The organism is Burkholderia sp. 22PA0099, assembly GCF_047497165.1.
In the GTDB taxonomy this organism is placed as follows: Bacteria; Pseudomonadota; Gammaproteobacteria; order Burkholderiales; family Burkholderiaceae; genus Burkholderia.
In genome coordinates, this window is record NZ_CP163165.1 from 1,318,199 (window position 1) to 1,338,549 (window position 20,351).

Annotated in this window: 18 protein-coding genes and 1 tRNA gene; 16 read left to right on the forward strand and 3 right to left on the reverse strand. The window is 63.8% G+C overall.

What is annotated here, in order from left to right:
• The first annotated feature begins 4 nt into the window (after positions 1–4).
• Positions 5–871, forward strand: coding sequence for a CDP-diacylglycerol--serine O-phosphatidyltransferase (gene pssA, locus AB4851_RS21365; protein WP_414442652.1), 867 nt, complete (start codon positions 5–7; stop codon positions 869–871).
• 327 nt (positions 872–1,198) lie between these two features.
• A complete protein-coding gene (locus AB4851_RS21370) occupies positions 1,199–2,740 on the forward strand; it encodes a 2-isopropylmalate synthase (protein ID WP_414442651.1) in 1,542 nt (513 codons plus the stop codon).
• A 126-nt stretch (positions 2,741–2,866) separates the two neighbouring features.
• On the opposite strand, the gene AB4851_RS21375 is transcribed toward AB4851_RS21370, so the two are convergent.
• From AB4851_RS21375 to AB4851_RS21385, 3 genes are all read right to left on the reverse strand, one after another.
• Positions 2,867–4,402 (reverse strand): SulP family inorganic anion transporter, encoded by a 1,536-nt coding sequence (locus AB4851_RS21375; RefSeq protein ID WP_414451910.1) that lies wholly within the window; start codon positions 4,400–4,402, stop codon positions 2,867–2,869.
• 66 nt (positions 4,403–4,468) lie between these two features.
• On the reverse strand, positions 4,469–5,128 hold the full coding sequence (locus AB4851_RS21380) for a carbonic anhydrase (protein ID WP_414451364.1): 660 nt from the start codon (positions 5,126–5,128) through the stop codon (positions 4,469–4,471).
• Positions 5,129–5,531: 403 nt separating this feature from the next.
• A complete protein-coding gene (locus tag AB4851_RS21385) occupies positions 5,532–6,032 on the reverse strand; it encodes a hypothetical protein (RefSeq protein WP_414451365.1) in 501 nt (166 codons plus the stop codon).
• A 497-nt stretch (positions 6,033–6,529) separates the two neighbouring features.
• On the opposite strand from AB4851_RS21385, the gene rpsO reads away from it, so the two are divergent.
• The 14 genes from rpsO (at position 6,530) to nuoH (ending at position 20,347) form a co-directional block, all read left to right on the forward strand.
• Complete coding sequence (gene rpsO, locus AB4851_RS21390) at positions 6,530–6,799, forward strand: 30S ribosomal protein S15 (RefSeq protein ID WP_414442647.1); 270 nt, start codon at positions 6,530–6,532, stop codon at positions 6,797–6,799.
• A 320-nt stretch (positions 6,800–7,119) separates the two neighbouring features.
• Positions 7,120–9,258, forward strand: coding sequence for a polyribonucleotide nucleotidyltransferase (pnp, locus tag AB4851_RS21395; protein ID WP_414442646.1), 2,139 nt, complete (start codon positions 7,120–7,122; stop codon positions 9,256–9,258).
• Positions 9,259–9,368: 110 nt separating this feature from the next.
• On the forward strand, positions 9,369–10,388 hold the full coding sequence (locus AB4851_RS21400; protein ID WP_414451366.1) for an NAD(P)H-quinone oxidoreductase: 1,020 nt from the start codon (positions 9,369–9,371) through the stop codon (positions 10,386–10,388).
• A 136-nt stretch (positions 10,389–10,524) separates the two neighbouring features.
• On the forward strand, positions 10,525–11,280 hold the full coding sequence (gene tpiA, locus AB4851_RS21405; protein ID WP_414451367.1) for a triose-phosphate isomerase: 756 nt from the start codon (positions 10,525–10,527) through the stop codon (positions 11,278–11,280).
• Positions 11,281–11,364: 84 nt separating this feature from the next.
• Entirely contained in the window at positions 11,365–11,763 is a 399-nt protein-coding gene (gene secG, locus AB4851_RS21410; RefSeq protein WP_414442643.1) for a preprotein translocase subunit SecG, read from the forward strand.
• A 110-nt stretch (positions 11,764–11,873) separates the two neighbouring features.
• A tRNA-Leu gene (locus tag AB4851_RS21415) sits at positions 11,874–11,958 on the forward strand.
• A 154-nt stretch (positions 11,959–12,112) separates the two neighbouring features.
• Positions 12,113–12,472, forward strand: coding sequence for an NADH-quinone oxidoreductase subunit A (locus AB4851_RS21420; protein WP_414445628.1), 360 nt, complete (start codon positions 12,113–12,115; stop codon positions 12,470–12,472).
• Positions 12,473–12,538: 66 nt separating this feature from the next.
• Positions 12,539–13,018: a NuoB/complex I 20 kDa subunit family protein gene (locus AB4851_RS21425; protein WP_004186402.1), complete on the forward strand. Its 480-nt coding sequence runs from the start codon at positions 12,539–12,541 to the stop codon at positions 13,016–13,018.
• 19 nt (positions 13,019–13,037) lie between these two features.
• Positions 13,038–13,640: an NADH-quinone oxidoreductase subunit C gene (locus AB4851_RS21430; RefSeq protein ID WP_414451368.1), complete on the forward strand. Its 603-nt coding sequence runs from the start codon at positions 13,038–13,040 to the stop codon at positions 13,638–13,640.
• A 9-nt stretch (positions 13,641–13,649) separates the two neighbouring features.
• Positions 13,650–14,903: an NADH-quinone oxidoreductase subunit D gene (locus tag AB4851_RS21435; RefSeq protein ID WP_206126139.1), complete on the forward strand. Its 1,254-nt coding sequence runs from the start codon at positions 13,650–13,652 to the stop codon at positions 14,901–14,903.
• A 165-nt stretch (positions 14,904–15,068) separates the two neighbouring features.
• Complete coding sequence (gene nuoE / locus AB4851_RS21440) at positions 15,069–15,554, forward strand: NADH-quinone oxidoreductase subunit NuoE (RefSeq protein ID WP_414445627.1); 486 nt, start codon at positions 15,069–15,071, stop codon at positions 15,552–15,554.
• Positions 15,551–16,870 carry an NADH-quinone oxidoreductase subunit NuoF gene (gene nuoF / locus AB4851_RS21445; protein WP_414442641.1) on the forward strand — a complete coding sequence of 440 codons (1,320 nt, stop codon included), beginning with the start codon at positions 15,551–15,553 and terminating at the stop codon, positions 16,868–16,870. Before nuoE ends, nuoF begins: the two co-directional genes overlap by 4 nt.
• 82 nt (positions 16,871–16,952) lie before the next feature.
• Positions 16,953–19,283, forward strand: a complete 2,331-nt coding sequence (gene nuoG / locus AB4851_RS21450; protein WP_414451369.1) for an NADH-quinone oxidoreductase subunit NuoG — start codon at positions 16,953–16,955, stop codon at positions 19,281–19,283.
• On the forward strand, positions 19,283–20,347 hold the full coding sequence (nuoH, locus tag AB4851_RS21455; RefSeq protein ID WP_414442639.1) for an NADH-quinone oxidoreductase subunit NuoH: 1,065 nt from the start codon (positions 19,283–19,285) through the stop codon (positions 20,345–20,347). Before nuoG ends, nuoH begins: the two co-directional genes overlap by 1 nt.
• Positions 20,348–20,351 lie beyond the last annotated feature (4 nt).

A 20,351-nucleotide genomic window follows, 5' to 3' on the forward strand; every position in this document is an offset into this window, starting at 1 on the left:
CTCGATGGCAGCATTCAAACCCCGCCGGCCGCGCAACGGCAAATCCCTGCCGCGCTCGTTCCGGCACAACAAGGTGATCGGCACCGATGCGGGCGCCGAGCCGCGTCGCGCCGCGCGCCAGCAGTTCCTGCGCACGCGCGGCATTTATCTGCTGCCGAACGCGTTCACCACGGCCGCGCTGTTCTGCGGCTTCTTCGCCGTCGTGCAGGCGATGAACGTACGCTTCGAGATCGCCGCGATCGCGATCTTCGTGGCGATGGTGCTCGACGGCATGGACGGCCGCGTCGCCCGCATGACGCATACGCAAAGCGCGTTCGGCGAGCAGTTCGACAGCCTGTCCGACATGGTTTCGTTCGGTGTCGCGCCGGCGCTCGTGATGTACGAGTGGGTGCTCAAGGATCTCGGCCGTTGGGGCTGGCTCGCCGCGTTCGTCTACTGTTCGGGCGCCGCGCTGCGGCTCGCGCGTTTCAACACCAATATCGGTTCGGTCGACAAGCGCTTCTTCCAGGGGCTGCCGAGCCCGGCCGCCGCGGCGCTGATCGCCGGCTTCGTCTGGCTGGCGACCGACAACCGCGTGCCGCTCAAGTTGGGCTGGCTGCCGTGGGTGGCGTTCGTGCTGACGATCTACGCGGGCGTGACGATGGTGTCGAACGCGCCGTTCTACAGCGGCAAGGCGCTCGACGTGCGGCACCGCGTGCCGTTCGCGGCGATCCTGCTGGTGGTGGTGGCCTTTGTGCTGGTGTCGTCCGATCCGCCGCTGATGCTGTTCGGGCTGTTCGTGCTCTACGGGCTGTCCGGTTATGTGTTCTGGGGCTATATGGCGATCCGCGGCCGGGCCAATCCGGCCAGATCGTCGCAGCGCGAGCACTGAGGCCAATTTCGCGGCCTTGCACCCGGCGCAGCGCATCGCAAGAACGGCGACCTTCATCGGGTCGCCGTTTTTTATGGGCCCGGCCGGCCCGGTGCGCGGCCCGATTGCACGCCTGCCCGAATGCCGCTATATTCACCGCCATGACCGCATTTTCCCGCCTCTCCCGCCTTCAAGCCGGTGCGCCCCTACGCGCACTAGCGCTAGCGCGCCTGCCGCGCTGATCGGTTTCGCCCTCCGTCAAGCCTCGTCTGTTGTAGAGCGTCGCCAGCGGTGGCGCGAACTCCATCGTTTTCTGGTTCACCTACAAAATCCCCCTGGAGCCTCCCCATGACAGACAAGCTGATCATTTTCGACACGACCTTGCGTGACGGCGAACAATCGCCCGGTGCGTCGATGACGAAGGAAGAAAAAATCCGTATCGCCAAGCAGCTCGAACGGATGAAGGTCGACGTGATCGAAGCCGGCTTCGCGGCCAGCTCGAACGGCGATTTCGATGCGATCCACACGATCGCGGGGCTCGTGAAGGACAGCACGATCTGCTCGCTGGCGCGAGCCAACGACAAGGACATCCAGCGTGCCGCCGATGCACTGAAGCCGGCCAACAGCTTCCGGATCCACACCTTCATCGCCACCTCGCCGCTGCACATGGAGAAGAAGCTCCGGATGACGCCGGATCAGGTGTTCGAGCAGGCGCGCCTGGCCGTGCGTTTCGCGCGCAAGTTCACCGACAACGTCGAGTTCTCGCCCGAAGACGGCAGCCGCTCGGACATGGATTTCCTGTGCCGCGTGCTGGAAGCCGTGATCGCCGAAGGCGCGACCACCATCAACATCGCCGACACGGTCGGCTACGGTGTGCCGGAGCTGTACGGCAACCTGGTCAAGACGTTGCGCGAGCGCATTCCGAACTCCGACAAGGCCGTGTTCTCGGTGCATTGCCACAACGATCTGGGCATGGCCGTGGCGAACTCGCTGGCCGGCGTGCAGATCGGCGGCGCGCGTCAGGTCGAGTGCACGATCAACGGTCTCGGCGAACGGGCGGGCAATACCTCGCTCGAGGAAATCGTCATGGCCTTGAAGACGCGCAAGGATTACTTCGGCCTCGACGTCGGCCTCGACACCACGCAGATCGTGCCGGCGTCGAAGCTCGTCTCGCAGATCACCGGGTTCGTGGTGCAGCCGAACAAGGCCGTGGTCGGCGCCAACGCGTTCGCGCATGCCTCGGGCATTCACCAGGACGGCGTGCTGAAGGCGCGCGACACCTATGAAATCATGCGCGCGGAAGACGTGGGCTGGAGCGCGAACAAGATCGTGCTCGGCAAGCTCTCGGGCCGCAACGCCTTCAAGCAGCGCCTGCAGGAGCTGGGCGTCGCGCTCGACAGCGAAACCGAACTGAACGCCGCGTTCACGCGCTTCAAGGATCTGGCGGACCGCAAGGCGGAGATTTTCGACGAGGACATCATCGCGATCGTCTCGGAAGAAGCCGCCGTGGTCGAGCGCGAGCACTACAAGTTCGTGTCGCTGTCGCAGCGCTCGGAAACGGGCGAGCAGCCGCACGCGAAGGTCGTGTTCTCGGTGGCCGGCGGCGAAGTGACGGGCGAGGCGCATGGCAACGGGCCGGTGGACGCGGTGCTCAACGCCATCGAAACCGAAGTCGGCAGCGGCTCCGAGTTGCTGCTGTACTCGGTCAACGCGATCACCACCGGCACGCAGGCGCAGGGCGAAGTCACGGTGCGGCTGTCGAAGAGCGGCCGGATCGTCAACGGCGTCGGCACCGATCCCGATATCGTCGCGGCCTCGGCCAAGGCCTATCTGTCGGCGCTGAACAAGCTGTATTCGGACGTCGACAAGCTCAATCCGCAACGTTCGTGATGCCGGCCTGGGCCGGCCCGCGAGGCTGGCTCAAGCCTGGACCATGCATGAAAACGCCCCGCGAGGCCTGATGGCTCGCGGGGCGTTTTTCATTGCGCCGGCCGATTGCGCCGGTGCTGCGATCGATTACATGCCGCCCGGATTGCGCAGCATCGAGAACGACCAGCGGTTGGCGTTGGCGCGCATCGGCTGCCGGTAGTCGACCAGAATCTCGCGTGCCGGCGCATCGGCGATGAATGCATCGATCAGGTCGCGCACGTCGTGGTCGATCGTGTCGGCGCGCGTGGCGTCGATGATCACGATGGCGCGGTCCGGAATCTGACGCAGGTAATGCTTGACCTGCACCTTGCCGAGAAACGACACGTCCTTGCGGAACGTCAGCAGGTAGTGATCGTCGTGCTGCGCGAGCGTGGCCGGGCTGCGCAGGTTCGCCAGCGCCACCGCCAGCACGCTGATCACGATGCCGAGCGCGATGCCGAACAGCAGGTCCACCGCGAGCACGCCCGCGATCGTCGCGACGAACGGAATGAAGGCGGCCGGCCCCTGCTTCGCGACGGCCTGGAACAGCTTCGGCTTGGCGAGCTTGAAGCCCGTGTGGATCAGGATCGCGGCGAGCGTGGCCAGCGGGATCAGGTTGATCAGCTCGGTCAGCAGGAACACGCTGACGAGCAGCAGCACGCCGTGCACCACGGCCGAGATCCGGCTTTGCGCGCCCGCATGCACGTTCACCGAGCTGCGCACGATCACCGAGGTGATCGGCAGGCCGCCGAACGCGCCGGCCACCAGGTTGCCCACGCCCTGCGCCTTCAGCTCGCGGTTCGGCAGCGGCGGGCGGCGTTTCGGATCGATCTGTTCGACCGCTTCGAGCGACAGCAGCGTTTCGAGGCTGGCGACGATCGCGAGCGTGATCGCCACGCGCCAGACATCCGGGTTCCACAACTGCGCGAAATGCGGGCCGAATTCCGCAGCCTGCAGGGCGCCCCCGAGCGAGGCCAGCGAATCGAGCGCGGGCAGTGCGACGCGGTGCTCGGCAGGCGGCGCGAAACCGGGCAGCAGCGTATTGAGCGCGAGCGTCGCGGCGATGCCGATCGCCACCACCACGAGCGGCGCCGGCACGTTGCGCACCAGCGCGAAGCGGCGCAGTGCCGGCAGATCCCAGGCGATCAGCAGTGCCAGCGAGGCGACCGCGATGACGGCCGCGCCGATCGCATGGGCGCTGAACGCGGCCGTACCGCCGTGCAGGCCGAGTGCGAACGGCACCTGCTTGACGATCAGCAGCAGGCCGATCGCGGCCAGCATGCCCTTGATGACGGGCGAGGGCACGTAGGCCGCCAACTGGCCCGCGCGCAGCATGCCGAGGCCGAGCTGCAACAGGCCCGACAGCACCACGGCGAGCAGGAACGCCGGAAAGCTGCCGAGCTGGGCAATGCCGTCGATGACGATCACCACCAGGCCGGCCGCCGGCCCGCTGACGGACAGCGGTGAGCCGCTCAGGAACGCGACCACCAGGCCACCGACGATGCCCGAAATCAGGCCCGCGAACGGTTCGACGCCTGACGCGTTGGCAATGCCGAGACACAGCGGCAACGCGACGAGAAACACGACGGTGCCGGCGACGAAGTCGCGCGGGAACGTGGAGAAGACGTTGCGTAGATTCATGATGGGCATCGGATGGGAGAGCGAGAGGGCGGGCGCGCGGGCCGGGGCGAGAACCCGGCCGCGCCGGATTCAGGCGGCCTTCAGCGAGCCGGGATTGGCGAATTCGGTGGGTTCGATTGTTTGGGCCGAGGTGGTGTCCGACGGCTCGTAGCCCGACGACAACACGTTCAGCAGGCCGTCCGACAACGAGAAGATCCAGCCGTGCACGAGCGGCGCGGACGTGCTGTCGCGCACGATCGGGTGTTCGCGCAGGCGTTGCACCTGCTCCAGCACGTTCAGTTCGGCGAGCCGGTTCGCGGCCGTATCGGCCGGCAGGGCATCGAGCGAACTGCGGTGGCGCGCCGCCAACGCGCAGAGCGGCGCGATGCGGCGCGCGACGTGCGGCAGATCGGCCGGCGGCGGCAGCAGCGAGGCACGCACACCGCCGCAGCCGTAGTGGCCGCAAACGATCACGTGATCCACCTTGAGCACGCGCACCGCGTATTCGAGCACGCTGACGCTGTTGTCGTCGTCGGGATGGAACAGGTTGGCGATGTTGCGGTGGACGAACAACTCGCCCGGCGCACTGTGCGTGATCGATTCGGCGGGCACGCGGCTGTCGGAGCAGCCGAGCCACAGCACGCGGGGGTTTTGTCCCTGCGACAACGCATCGAAGAAGCCGGGTACGCGCTCGGCGGTTTCCCGCGCCCAGGCGACGTTGGCGGCGAGCAGGCTTTTGGCGTGATTCATCAGGAATCCTATTCAAATAGGCAAGATATGAACGGTGCGGGAGGCAACACGTTCAGCCGCGCTTTCGGAATTGAAAGCTAGTTGGAAGGAATATTAGGGGTTTATCTGGATGCGAGGCGGGGCTGAAACATTCTGTTTCAAATTACGGAAATGAGAATGCGCTTTGCACCATTTTGGAAAAGAAATGGCTGATGGATGGTGCAGGGCATATCGATGAAAGTACCGCCCATCAAGGAATGTGAGCGGAAAAAGCTACGAATCAGTTTGATAGCTTAAAGATTATTTTTCCGATTTCATTGCGATATGAAGGAATCAATAAAAAAGGCCATTTCGCCGGTTGGCTGAAATGGCCCGAATCGATCCTGTCGAGAATGACAGTATTTTGAAAGATTATGGGTGCCGCTCAGAACGCCGCACGACGGTCGGGATCGTGCAGCGGATCGGGTGTCTTCTGCGTGAGGCGCAGGATGCCCTGGTCGTCGAAATAGAAGCTGTACAACATGTACCAGACGTTGTCCTCGAGATAGCGGTACGTCCACACTTCGCGCTTCATCAGCGGGAAGTACGCGGTTTCCTCGGGGCGGCCGAAATTGACCAGCACGTCGGCCTTCTTCCACTTGCCGATCTCGGCGCGATAGAACTCGTTCGGTTGCAGCACCTGGCGCATGCTGCGCACCTTGCCGGCCGCGTCGACGTCGGCAGCGGTGGTGGTTTCGCCCATCGGCTGGGTCGGCCACATCAGGCGCTTGCCGCCGTCGGGCAGGTCGTAGATTTCGCCCGGCGGACCGAGCCGGGCGATCAGCGCCGACTGATCTTCACCCGCCTGATAGCGCTGCCACGGTTGCGCGCAGCCGGCCAGCAGGGTGGCCGCCACGGCAAGCAGTACGGGAAGTCGTCGAAACATGCGGGTCTCCGTCGGATGCGATGCGCTGTTGTATCACCGCTCGGGTATCAAGTCACGCGCCGCGCGCGGGAGCCTGGCGTGCGGCTCCGGTATGATTCGGGTCCTGAATTCGGCTTGTAAGGAACGCCACGCCGGTTCCGATGGAAGCGCCTCGCTGCCGCCTGCATGGCGTTCATGCCGGTTACCCTGTGCGGGCAGGATCGCGTTGCGGAGCCGGTGTGATCGCGCTGATTGATCGAGCGCAGGTTCGGCCCGCTGGCGATGCCGGGCACCGCGATCATGCGCTTCGACAATGCCGGCCCTGGTTTCCAACCCGCGCTGGCGCTGCCGGCGGCGCTCATCGAACGGCCATCGGCGGCATGCCGAACGGCGCCTCCTGGCAGGCAGCTTAGGCGGGCAAATGACTTGTGCTACAATGCCCGCCGGTTGTCAATTATGACAGCCGTCACGGCACGGCCATTCTTCCGTGTCCGCCTGTTCGCTAGAAAGGAAATCACATGTCGGTTGCAGATATCAAGAAGTCGGAAGTTGTTGCTAATTTCGCGCGTGGCGCCAACGACACGGGTTCGCCCGAAGTTCAAGTTGCGCTGCTGACCGCGCGCATCATCGAGCTGACGGGTCACTTCAAGTCGCACGCGAAGGATCACCACAGCCGCCGCGGCCTGCTGCGCATGGTGAGCCGCCGCCGCAAGCTGCTCGACTACCTGAAGGGCAAGGATGCCGACCGCTATCGCGCGCTGATCGAGAAGCTGGGTCTGCGTAAGTAAGCGGGGCGACGTTCGCCTCTCGCAAATGCCTGTGTCAGTCCGCTGATACAGGCATTTTGTTTTTCAGCGGTACGTCACGATTCGCCGTTGTCTGTACCGAGGGCGCCCGTCCGGAATCCGGACGCGCCGCCCGCCGGCCTGGTCGCCGGGTGGAGCTTTGTGTCATTCCAGTGCGGCGGTTGCCGTCACGCGCCAGTCCCGCCCTGGAATGGCATAAAAAACACACCTCCTTCCCGTCATGCCGGGCCGCACCGCCGCCGCGCACGCGGTTCGCAATCTCGCGCGGCGCATGCCATCAATGAACAAATCAAGGATCGACCATGTCTCTGTTCAACAAAGTCGTGAAGGAATTCCAGTGGGGCCAGCACAAGGTTCGTCTTGAAACGGGCGAAGTCGCCCGTCAGGCGAGCGGCGCCGTGATTGTCGACGTCGAAGACACCGTGGTGCTGGCGACCGTCGTGGGCGCCAAGTCGGCCAAGCCGGGCCAGGATTTCTTCCCGCTGACCGTCGACTACCTCGAAAAAACCTATTCCGCCGGCAAGATCCCGGGCGGCTTCTTCCGCCGTGAAGGCCGTCCGTCGGAGCACGAGACGCTGACCTCGCGCCTGATCGACCGCCCGCTGCGCCCGCTGTTCCCGGAAGGCTTCTACAACGAAGTCCAGGTCGTGATCCACGTTCTGTCGATCAACCCGGAAGTGCCGGCCGACATCCCCGCGCTGATCGGCGCGTCGGCTGCGCTGGCCGTGTCGGGCCTGCCGTTCAACGGCCCGGTCGGCGCCGCGCGCGTGGCCTACATCAATGAGCAGTACGTCCTGAACCCGACGCGTGAGCAACTGAAGGCGTCGAACCTGGATCTGGTCGTCGCCGGTACGGAACGTGCCGTGCTGATGGTCGAATCGGAAGCCGATCAACTGCCGGAAGACGTGATGCTCGGCGCCGTGGTGTTCGGTCACGAACAGATGCAAACGGCGATCGATGCGATCCACGAACTGGTGCGCGAAGGCGGCAAGCCCGAGTGGAACTGGCAGCCGGCGCCGAAGGACGAGGCACTGATCGCCTCCGTCACGGCAGCGGCGCAAGGCGACCTGCTGGCCGCCTACCAGATCCGCGACAAGCAAGCCCGTTCGGCCAAGCTGAAGGAAGTCTACGCCGCCACCTCGGCCAAGCTCGAAGCCGAAGCGGCCGCAGCCGGCACGACGGCGGCCGACAAGGCCACGGTCGGCAACGTGCTGTTCGACATCGAAGCGAAGATCGTCCGTTCGCAGATCCTGAACGGCGAGCCGCGTATCGACGGCCGCGACACGCGCACCGTCCGCCCGATCGAAATCCGCAGCGGCGTGCTGCCGCGCACCCACGGTTCGGCGCTGTTCACGCGCGGCGAAACGCAGGCGCTGGTGGTGGCCACGCTCGGCACCAAGGGCGACGAGCAGATCATCGACGCGCTCGAAGGCGAATACCGCGAGCGCTTCATGCTTCACTACAACATGCCCCCGTTCGCCACCGGCGAAACGGGCCGCGTCGGCTCGCCGAAGCGTCGCGAAATCGGCCACGGCCGCCTCGCGAAGCGCGCGCTGGTCGCTTGCCTGCCGAGCGCCGAAGAATTCGGCTACTCGATCCGCGTCGTATCGGAAATCACCGAATCGAACGGCTCGTCGTCGATGGCTTCGGTCTGCGGCGGCTGCCTGGCGCTGATGGACGCCGGCGTGCCGATGAAGGCGCACGTCGCCGGCATCGCCATGGGCCTGATCCTCGAAGACAACAAGTTCGCGGTGCTGACCGACATCCTCGGCGATGAAGATCACCTCGGCGACATGGACTTCAAGGTGGCGGGCACGGAAGCCGGCGTGACGGCCCTGCAGATGGACATCAAGATCCAGGGCATCACGAAGGAAATCATGCAGGTCGCACTGGCCCAGGCCAAGGAAGGCCGTCTGCACATCCTCGGCAAGATGAAGGAAGCCGTGTCGGGCGTGAACACGCAGCTGTCCGAGTTCGCACCGCGCATGATCACCGTCAAGATCAACCCGGAAAAGATCCGCGACGTGATCGGCAAGGGCGGTTCGGTGATCCGCGCGCTGACCGAAGAAACGGGCACGACGATCGACATCTCCGACGACGGCGTCGTGACCATCGCGAGCACGAGCAGCGAAGGCATGGCCGAGGCGAAGAAGCGCATCGAGCAGATCACGGCTGAAATCGAAATCGGTCAGGTCTACGAAGGCGCGGTGCTCAAGCTCCTCGATTTCGGCGCGATCGTGAACCTGCTGCCGGGCAAGGATGGCCTGCTGCACATCTCGGAAATCGTCAACGAGCGTGTGAAGGACATCAACGACTACCTGAAGGAAGGCCAGGTCGTGAAGGTCAAGGTCATCCAGGTGGACGAGAAGGGCCGTGTGCGCCTGTCGGCCAAGGCACTGCTGAACGAAGCAGGGCAACCGGGCGACGCACCGCAGCAGTAAGCGTAACGAAAGCGGCCGCCCGCATCAGCGGGCCGGCCGTTTTTCCTGCAGGATGGACGGGCCTGCGTCGTGAATCGGCGCAGGCCCGTCCCTATCTTGGAGCGACCCAAATGAAGGCGATCGAAATCACCGAATTCGGCGCGCCCGACGTGCTCAAGCTCGTCGAGCGGCCCCGGCCCGACCCGAAACGCGGCGAGGTGCTGATCAAGGTGGCGGCATCCGGCATCAACCGGCCGGATGTCCTGCAGCGCAAGGGCGCCTATGCGCCGCCGCCCGGTGCTTCCGATCTGCCGGGCCTGGAGGTGGCGGGCGAGATCGTCGGCGGAGAGTTCGGCGAGGGCGCGGCGAACCCGTTCGGGTTCAAGCTCGGCGATCGTGTTTGCGCGTTGCTGGCGGGCGGCGGTTATGCCGAGTACGTCGCGGCGCCGCTGGCGCAGTGCTTGCCCGTGCCGGCCGGTCTGACCGACATCGAGGCGGCGTCCTTGCCCGAAACCTTCTTCACGGTCTGGAGCAACGTGTTCGATCGCGGGCTGCTCGGCCGCGGCGAAGGTGGCGAGCAGGAAACCCTGCTGGTGCAGGGCGGCTCGAGCGGGATTGGCGTGACGGCAATCCAGATTGCACATGCGCTCGGCTATCGCGTGTTCGCGACGGCCGGCACCGACGAGAAGTGCCAGGCTTGCGAGGCGCTCGGCGCCGAACGCGCGATCAACTACAAGACGGAAGATTTCGTCGACGTCGTCAAATCGCTGACCAACGACCGTGGCGCGGACGTGATCCTCGACATGGTGGCGGGGTCTTACGTGCCGCGCGAATTGAGCGCGCTGGCCGACGGTGGCCGGCTGGTGGTGATCGCGCTGCTTGGCGGCGCGAAGGCCGAAGTCAGCCTGGGCGAGATCCTGCGCCGACGCCTGACGATCACCGGCTCGACGCTGCGCCCTCGCGCCGTCGAGTTCAAGGCGAAGATTGCGGCGCAACTGAAGGAAACCGTGTGGCCGCTGATCGAGGGCGGGACGGTGAAGCCCGTGATCTATCGCGTGCTGCCGGCCGCGGAGGCCGCACAGGCGCATGCATTGATGGAAAGCGGCGAGCACATTGGCAAGATCGTGCTCGATTGGGGTGCCAGCGCTTGACATTTCCGGTTTGACCGGTTCTTGCTCGTCGAAGTAAAATCGCCGGTTTGCTTCGTCCGACCGGTTCCGCCACCTTTGCGAGCTCGCCGGATCGGCGGGCGTTACGACGAAGATTCAGTTCGAGATACGAGAAACGATGTCCACAGAACGAGTGAAGCGGGTAGTCGGTAACTGGAAAATGCACGGCCGTCTCGATGGCAATCGCGCGCTGCTGAACGACGTGCTCGCGGGTGCCAAGGATGTGCCGGCCGGCGTCGAGATCGGCGTTTGCGTGCCGTTTCCGTATCTGGCGCAGGCAGGCGAATTGCTGGCGGGCGGCCGCGTAGCCGTGGGCTCGCAGGACGTGTCGGCGCACGAGCAGGGTGCCTACACCGGCGAAGTGGCGGCAGCCATGATCGCCGAATTCGGTGCGAAGTACGCGCTGGTCGGCCACTCGGAGCGCCGGACGTACCACGGCGAATCGAGCGATCTGGTTGCCGTGAAGGCGCAGCGTGCGCTGGCGGCCGGCCTGACGCCGATCGTCTGCGTCGGCGAAACGCTGGCCGAGCGCGAATCGGAAGCGACCGAGCAAGTGGTCGGCGCGCAGCTCGACGCGGTGCTGGCGGTGCTGTCGGCCGACGAAGCCGCACGCATCGTGGTGGCCTACGAGCCTGTCTGGGCGATCGGCACGGGCAAGAGCGCCACGTCGGATCAGGCGCAGCAGGTACACGCGTTCCTGCGCTCGCGGCTGGTGGCGAAGGGCGTGGGTCACGTGTCGGTGCTTTACGGTGGCAGCGTGAAGCCGGAGAATGCGGCCGAGCTGTTCGGCCAGCCGGATATCGACGGTGGCCTGATCGGCGGCGCGTCGCTCAAAAGCAATGATTTCCTGGCGATTTGCCGCGCGGCGCAATAAGCGACGCGGCAAACCGCCCAATGTTTGTGAATCCGGGGTCGCGTACGGAGTGTGCGCAGCAATCCCACAATTCGGGTGAATGAGATGTCTTTTCTGAAAGTCTTGATTATCGTGGTGCAGGTCCTGTCCGCGCTTGGCGTGATTGGTCTGGTACTGCTTCAGCATGGCAAGGGTGCCGATATGGGTGCCGCATTCGGCAGCGGCGCGTCGGGCAGTTTGTTCGGCGCGACCGGTTCGGCGAATTTCTTGTCGCGCACTACGGCAATCCTGGCAACTGTGTTTTTCATTTCGACGCTCGCACTGACTTATCTCGGTTCGTACAAGTCGTCGCCGTCGATCGGCCTGCTCGGCGGGCAGGCTGCGCCCTCGGTGGCCGCGGCTTCCCAGCCCGCAACGGCCTCCGGCGCATCGATTCCGGCCGCTACGTCCGGCGCATCGGCACCGGCTGCTGCATCCACGTCCAGCCAGGACGTTCCGAAGTAAAAAAGGCCGAAAAAGAGAAAATAGTGGTTGATCGGCTCAAAAAAGTCGGGCTATAATTTAATTCTTGTCGCGATTGACTGGAAGCGAATTTCCCAGGCAATCGCCGCAGTGCCGACGTGGTGAAATTGGTAGACACGCTATCTTGAGGGGGTAGTGGCGAAAGCTGTGCGAGTTCGAGTCTCGCCGTCGGCACCAAAGTTTTGTAATGCCAGCCTGCTTCAGCGGCTGGCATTTTTCATTTCAGGATCCCATTTTGCGTTGCCTCGCAATAGCGTGCGGTCCGAAATGACCCTTTGCTCGGAAGGTGATATGCTTCGCTCCGATCAGAACTAACCGATAGAGGATGGCCTTGAACCTCGCTGCCTATTACCCCGTCTTGCTGTTCCTTCTCGTAGGCCTTGGGTTGGGCGTGGCACTGATTGGCATCGGCAAGGTCCTCGGTCCCAACAAGCCCAACAGCGAAAAGAACTCACCGTACGAGTGCGGTTTCGAGGCATTCGAGGATGCGCGCATGAAGTTCGACGTGCGCTATTACCTCGTCGCTATCCTGTTCATCATTTTCGATCTCGAAACCGCTTTCCTGTTTCCTTGGGGTGTCGCCCTTCGCGACATCGGCTGGCCCGGTTTCATGGCCATGATGATCTTCCTGCTCGAGTTCCTGCTGGGTTTCGCCTACATCTGGAGAAAGGGCGGCCTCGACTGGGAATAAAGGGCGGGTCAATCACCGGTTTGCGTGAGGCGGCCACTCTCCGCCGCCTGTCAGGAGTGGAAAGCAATGAGTATCGAAGGGGTCTTGAAGGAAGGGTTTGTCACCACCACGGCCGACAAACTGATCAACTGGACGCGCACTGGGTCCCTGTGGCCAATGACGTTCGGTCTGGCGTGCTGCGCGGTCGAGATGATGCATGCGGGCGCGGCCCGCTACGATCTCGATCGTTTCGGCGTCGTGTTTCGCCCGAGCCCGCGCCAGTCCGACGTGATGATCGTCGCCGGCACGCTGTGCAACAAAATGGCGCCGGCGCTGCGTCGCGTCTACGATCAGATGGCCGAGCCGCGTTGGGTGATTTCGATGGGGTCGTGCGCGAACGGCGGCGGCTACTATCACTATTCCTATTCCGTCGTGCGTGGTTGCGATCGTATCGTGCCCGTCGACGTCTACGTGCCAGGGTGTCCGCCGACAGCCGAGGCGCTCGTCTATGGCGTGATCCAGCTACAAGCCAAGATCCGCCGGACCAGCACCATCGCCCGTCAATAAAGCCCCGAGCACCCACAATATGGCAAGCAAAATCGAGATCCTCAAAGCCAACCTCGAAACCGCGCTCGGTGAGCGCGTGGTCAGCCTGACCGAGGCCATTGGTGAACTGACGCTGGTCGTGCGTGCGCGCGACTATCTCGAAGTCGCTACGCTGCTGCGCGACGACCGGACGCTCGGCTTCGAGCAACTGGTCGACCTCTGCGGTATCGACTATCAAACCTACGGCGACGGTGCCTACGACGGCCCGCGTTTCGCTGCGGTCCTGCAACTGCTCTCCATCACGAACAACTGGCGCCTGCGCCTGCGCGTGTTCGCGCCCGACGACGATCTGCCGATCGTGCCGTCGGTGGTCGACATCTGGAATTCGGCGAACTGGTACGAGCGCGAAGCGTTCGATCTGTTCGGTATCGTCTTCGAAGGCCACCCGGACCTGCGCCGCATCCTGACCGACTACGGCTTCATCGGCCATCCGTTCCGCAAGGACTTCCCGCTGTCGGGCTACGTCGAAATGCGTTACGACCCGGAAGAGAAGCGTGTCGTCTACCAGCCGGTGACGATCGAGCCGCGGGAAATCACGCCGCGTGTGATCCGCGAAGATCGCTACGGCGGCCTGAAACATTAAGAGGGCGGTATGGCTGACATCAAGAACTACACGCTCAACTTCGGTCCGCAGCACCCGGCAGCGCACGGTGTGCTGCGCCTCGTGCTCGAACTCGACGGCGAAGTGATCCAGCGCGCCGATCCGCACATCGGCCTGCTCCATCGCGGCACCGAAAAGCTCGCCGAGAACAAGACCTTCATCCAGTCCGTGCCGTACATGGATCGTCTCGACTATGTGTCGATGATGGTCAACGAGCACGGTTACGTGCTGGCGATCGAAAAGCTGCTCGGCATCGATGTGCCCGAGCGCGCGCAGTATATCCGCGTGCTGTTCGACGAAATCACGCGCGTGCTGAACCACCTGATGTGGATCGGCTCGCACGGGCTCGACGTCGGCGCGATGGCGGTGTTCCTCTACGCGTTCCGCGAGCGCGAGGATCTGATGGACGTCTACGAAGCCGTGTCGGGCGCGCGCATGCACGCTGCCTACTATCGGCCGGGCGGCGTCTATCGGGATCTGCCGGACGCAATGCCGCAATACAAGGCATCGAAAATCCGCAACGAGAAAGCGTTGTCGAAGATGAACGAAGCGCGCCAGGGCTCGGTACTCGACTTCATCGACGATTTCTTCACGCGTTTCCCGAAGTGCATCGACGAGTACGAAACGCTGCTGACCGACAACCGGATCTGGAAACAGCGTCTGGTCGGGATCGGCGTCGTCAGCCCGGAGCGCGCTCTGCAGCTCGGCCTGACGGGTGCGATGCTGCGCGGTTCGGGCATCGAGTGGGATCTGCGCAAGAAGCAGCCGTACGAGGTGTACGACAAGCTCGATTTCGATATCCCGGTGGGCGTGAACGGCGACTGCTACGACCGCTATCTTGTGCGTGTCGAAGAAATGCGCCAGTCTTGCCGCATCGCGAAACAGTGTATTGAGTGGCTGCGGAAGAATCCGGGGCCGGTGATGACCGACAATCACAAGGTTACGCCGCCCAAACGTGTCGACATGAAGTCGAACATGGAAGACCTGATTCACCACTTCAAGCTGTTCACCGAGGGCTTTCACGTGCCGGAAGGCGAAGCCTACGCAGCGGTCGAACATCCGAAGGGCGAGTTCGGTATCTATCTCGTGTCCGACGGCGCGAACAAGCCGTACCGGCTGAAGATTCGCGCCCCCGGTTACGCTCATCTCTCCGCGCTCAACGAAATGGCGCGCGGCCACATGATTGCCGATGCGGTCACGATCATCGGTACGCAGGACATCGTGTTCGGCGAAATCGACCGTTGATCGTCATGCCGCCCGCGTTGCGTGGGGGGCAAGCAGCAAGGCCTTGCAACGCGCGCTCCGTCCCGGTGCGCGTTCGCAGGCAGTCAACAGTGAGCGCCAGGTCTGCCGTCTCGTTCCCGCGGCAGGTTGTTCGTTCGGTAGGAATTGAAAGAGTCGTGTCTGAAAATGATCTCAGCTGAAGGCCTGAAAGAAATCGATCGCGTGATCGCGAAGTATCCCGCCGATCAGAAACAGTCCGCCGTGATGTCGGCGCTGGCCGTTGCTCAGGAAGAGCATGGCTGGCTCGCACCCGAACTGATGCAGTTCGTCGCGGACTATCTCGGCATGCCGGCCGTCGCCGTGCAGGAGGTCGCGACGTTCTACACGATGTACGAGCTCAAGCCGGTTGGGAAGCACAAGCTCACGCTCTGTACGAATCTCCCGTGTCAGCTCGGTCCGCATGGCGGCGCCGAGGCCACGGCCGAATATTTGAAGCAGAAGCTCGGTATCGAGTTCGGTGAAACCACGCCCGACGGCAAGTTTTCATTGAAGGAAGGCGAATGTTTCGGCGCGTGCGGCGATGCACCCGTCCTGCTGCTCAACAATCACAAGATGTGCAGCTTCATGAGCCGCGACAAGATCGACCAGCTGCTTGAGGAGCTCTCGAAATGACGTCTCTCCACGATCGTCACATCAAACCGCTGATCCTTGCCAACCTGAACGGCGAGAACTGGGGTCTCGAAGATTACGTCGCGCGCGGCGGCTATGCCCAACTGCGTCGCATCGTCGAAGAAAAAATTCCGCCCGAGCAGGTGATTGCCGACGTCAAGGCGTCGGGCCTGCGCGGCCGTGGCGGCGCGGGTTTCCCGACCGGCCTGAAGTGGAGCTTCATGCCGCGTCAGTTCCCGGGCCAGAAGTACCTCGTCTGCAACTCGGACGAAGGCGAGCCGGGCACGTTCAAGGATCGCGACATCCTGCGCTGGAACCCGCACTCGGTGATCGAGGGCATGGCCATCGGCGCCTACGCGATGGGCATCACGGTCGGCTACAACTACATTCACGGCGAGATTTTCGAGGTCTACCGCCGTTTCGAGGCGGCGCTCGAAGAAGCACGTGCCGCCGGCCTGCTTGGCGACAACATTCTCGGTTCAAATTTCTCGTTTCAGCTGCACGCGCACCATGGCTATGGCGCGTATGTTTGCGGCGAGGAAACGGCGTTGCTCGAATCGCTCGAAGGCAAGAAGGGTCAGCCGCGCTTCAAGCCGCCGTTCCCGGCGAGCTTCGGCGTGTATGGCAAACCCACCACGATCAACAACGCGGAAACCTTCGCGGCCGTGCCGTTCCTGCTGACGGTCGGCCCGCAGACCTACCTCGAGATCGGCAAGCCGAACAACGGCGGCACCAAGATCTTCTCGGTGTCGGGCGACGTCGAGCGTCCGGGCAACTACGAGGTGCCGCTCGGCACGCCGTTCTCGGCGCTACTCGAACTGGCCGGTGGGATGCGCGGTGGCCGCAAGCTGAAGGCCGTGATTCCGGGTGGTTCGTCGGCGCCGGTCATTCCGGGCGAGCAGATGATGCAAACGGACATGGATTACGACTCGATCGCGAAGGCCGGTTCGATGCTCGGCTCCGGCGCGGTGATCGTGATGGACGAAACCCGCTGCATGGTGCGCGCGCTGTTGCGTCTGTCGTATTTCTACCATGAAGAATCATGTGGCCAGTGCACGCCGTGCCGTGAAGGCACCGGCTGGTTGTATCGGGTCGTGAAGCGGATCGAGAACGGCGAAGGCCGCAAGGAAGATCTCGAACTGCTGAACTCGGTGGCCGAAAACATCATGGGCCGGACCATCTGTGCGCTGGGCGACGCTGCGGCCATGCCGGTGCGCGGCATGCTGAAGCACTACTGGGACGAATTCGCGTATCACGTCGAGCACAAGCATTGCATGGTCGGCAGTCATTCGCATGCGCCGTCCGCCGTGGCGGCCTGAAGCGAAGCCCGATTGCGAAACATCAGCGCCCCGGTGGGCGAGAGCGCGACCGAGCGCTAAAGGTTAAGGACCATACATCATCATGGTTGAACTTGAGATAGACGGGAAGAAGGTCGAGGTGCCCGAAGGCAGCATGGTGATCCAGGCTGCGCATAAGGCCGATAAGTATATTCCTCACTTCTGCTACCACAAAAAGCTGTCTGTTGCGGCCAACTGCCGCATGTGTCTCGTGGATGTCGAGAAGATGCCGAAGGCCGTGCCGGCCTGCGCCACCCCGGTATCGGCCGGGATGATCGTTCGCACGCACTCGGACAAGGCCGTCAAGGCGCAGCAGGCCGTGATGGAATTCCTGCTGATCAACCATCCTCTCGATTGCCCGATCTGTGATCAGGGCGGCGAATGTCAGTTGCAGGATCTGGCGGTCGGCTACGGCAAGTCGGCGTCGCGCTACCGTGAGGAAAAGCGCGTCGTGTTCCACAAGAACGTCGGCCCGCTGATCTCGATGGAAGAGATGTCGCGCTGCATCCACTGCACGCGCTGCGTGCGTTTCGGCGAGGAAGTCGCCGGTGTGATGGAGTTCGGCATGCTCGGCCGCGGCGAGCACTCGGAAATCACGACGTTCGTCGGCAAGACCGTCGATTCCGAACTGTCCGGCAACATGATCGATCTGTGCCCGGTTGGCGCACTGACGAGCAAGCCGTTCCGTTTCAGCGCCCGTACCTGGGAATTGTCGCGCCGCAAGTCGGTGAGCCCGCACGATTCCGTCGGCGCGAACCTCGTCGTGCAGGTCAAGAACAACCGCGTGATGCGCGTGCTGCCGCTCGAGAACGAAGCCGTCAACGAGTGCTGGATCTCGGACAAGGACCGCTTTTCGTACGAAGGCCTCAACAGCGAAGAGCGCCTGACCAAGCCGATGCTTAAGCAGGGCGGTCAATGGGTCGAAACCGACTGGCAGACCGCGCTTGAATACGTCGCGAAGGGCTTGAAGGGCATCGCCGCCGATCACGGCGCGAATGCGTTGGCCGCGCTCGCCAGCCCGCACAGCACGGTCGAGGAACTGTTCCTCGTCGCGCAGCTTGCGCGCGAGCTCAAGGTGCCGAACGTCGATTTTCGTCTGCGTCAGACCGATTTCTCGGCGCCGGTTTCGGGTGCGCCGTGGCTCGGCATGCCGATCGCCGATCTGTCGAATATCGATTCGGCGTTCGTGGTCGGTTCGACGCTGCGCCGCGATCACCCGCTGTTCGCCGCGCGTCTGCGTCAGGCCGCGAAAACCGGCACGCAGGTTCACATGCTGCACGCCACCAGTGATGACGCGCTGATTCCGACGTCGAAGCGCATCGTCGCCGCGCCGTCGGCATGGCTCGATACGCTGGCCGGCATCGCCGCCGCCGTCGCGCAGGCAAGCGGCGCGGCACTGCCCGAATCGCTGGCCGGCGTCGAAGCCTCGGCCGAAGCGCAGGCGGTTGCCAAATCGCTCGCGTTCGGCGAACGCCGCATCGTGCTGCTCGGCAACGCCGTGGTGCGCCATCCGCAATTCGCACAGATCCATGCGGTCGCGCAGTGGATTGCCGAACACAGCGGCGCCACGCTCGGTTTCCTGACCGAAGCGGCCAACACGGTGGGTGCCCACCTCGTCGGCGTGCTGCCGGGCGAGGGCGGCTTGAATGCGCGCGACGTGTTCGCACAGCCGCGCAAGGGCTACGTGCTGCTCAACGTCGAGCCTGAATTCGATACGGCCGATCCGGTTGCCGCGCGTGCAGCGCTCGACCAGGCGGAAATGGTCGTGGTGATGTCGCCGTTCAAGTTCGGCGCCGATTACGCCGACGTGCTGCTGCCGATCGCGCCGTTCACCGAAACGGCCGGCACCTTCGTCAATGCCGAAGGTCGTGCGCAGTCGTTCAACGGTGTGGTGCGTCCGCTGGGCGACACGCGCCCGGGCTGGAAGGTGCTGCGCGTGCTCGGCAGCCTGCTCGGCCTGCCGAACTTCGAATACGAGACATCCGACGAAGTACGGCTCGCCGCGCTCGGCGAAGGCGATCTGTCGTCGCGTCTGTCGAACGCCACCGGCGTGGCACCGGCCCGCGCGGCCGCGCAAGCGGCAAGCGGTGCGCTCGAACGCCTGGCCGACGTGCCGATCTACCACGCCGATCCGCTGACACGCCGTGCCGGCGCGCTGCATTTGACGGTCGCGGCGAAAGCCGCGCATTCGGCCGGGTTGCCGGCCGCGCTGTTCGAGCGCCTCGGCCTTCAGAACGGTGACGCGGTGCGCATCAGCCAGGGAGGCCGTTCGGTCGAACTGCCTGCCGTGCTCGACGCGAATCTGGCCGCAACGGTGGTGCGCGTGTCGGCGGCCACCTCCGCCGGTGCGGTGCTCGGCGGCCAGTCCGGTGAACTCGTGGTGGAGAAGGCGTAATGAGCTTGTTCGATACGATCAATTCGGGCGGTACCGAGCTGCTCGGCGCGGCATGGCCGACCGTATGGGCGCTCGTGCGGATCCTCGTCGTCTGCGTGGTGATCCTGCTGAGCGTCGCGTACCTGATTCTCTGGGAGCGCAAGCTGATCGGCTGGATGCACGTGCGTCTCGGGCCGAACCGGGTCGGCCCGGGCGGCCTGCTGCAGCCGATCGCCGACGTGCTGAAGCTGCTGCTCAAGGAAGTGATCCAGCCGTCGGCGGCCAGCCGCTGGCTCTACGTGATCGCGCCGATCATGACGGTGGTGCCGGCGTTCGCGGTGTGGGCGGTGATCCCGTTCCAGGCCGGCGCCGTGCTGGCCAACATCAACGCCGGGCTGCTGTATGCGATGGCGATCTCGTCGGTTGGTGTCTACGCGGTGATTCTGGCTGGTTGGGCGTCGAACTCGAAGTATGCGTTCCTCGGTGCGATGCGCGCGGCAGCGCAGATGGTGTCGTATGAAATCTCGATGGGCTTCGCGCTCGTACTGGTGCTGATGACGGCCGGCAGCCTGAATTTCTCGGATATCGTGATTTCGCAACAACAGGGCTATTTCGCGCACCACGGCATCAATTTCATGTCCTGGAACTGGCTGCCGCTGCTGCCGGTGTTCGTCATCTACTTCATCTCGGGCATCGCGGAAACGAACCGCCATCCGTTCGACGTGGTGGAAGGCGAATCGGAAATCGTGGCGGGTCACATGGTGGACTACTCGGGGATGGGCTTCGCGCTGTTCTTCCTCGCCGAGTACATCAACATGATCGTGATCTCGGCGCTTGCTGCCACGCTGTTCCTTGGCGGCTGGGACGCGCCGTTCAGCTTCCTGCACTTCATCCCGGGCGTGGTGTGGCTCGTGCTGAAGATCTTCATGCTGCTGTCGGTCTTCATCTGGGTTCGCGCGACGTTCCCGCGTTTCCGTTACGACCAGATCATGCGACTGGGCTGGAAGATCTTCCTGCCGATCTGCGTGATCTGGGTGATCGTGGTCGGCTTCTGGATGATGTCGCCGCTGAATATCTGGAATTGAGAGG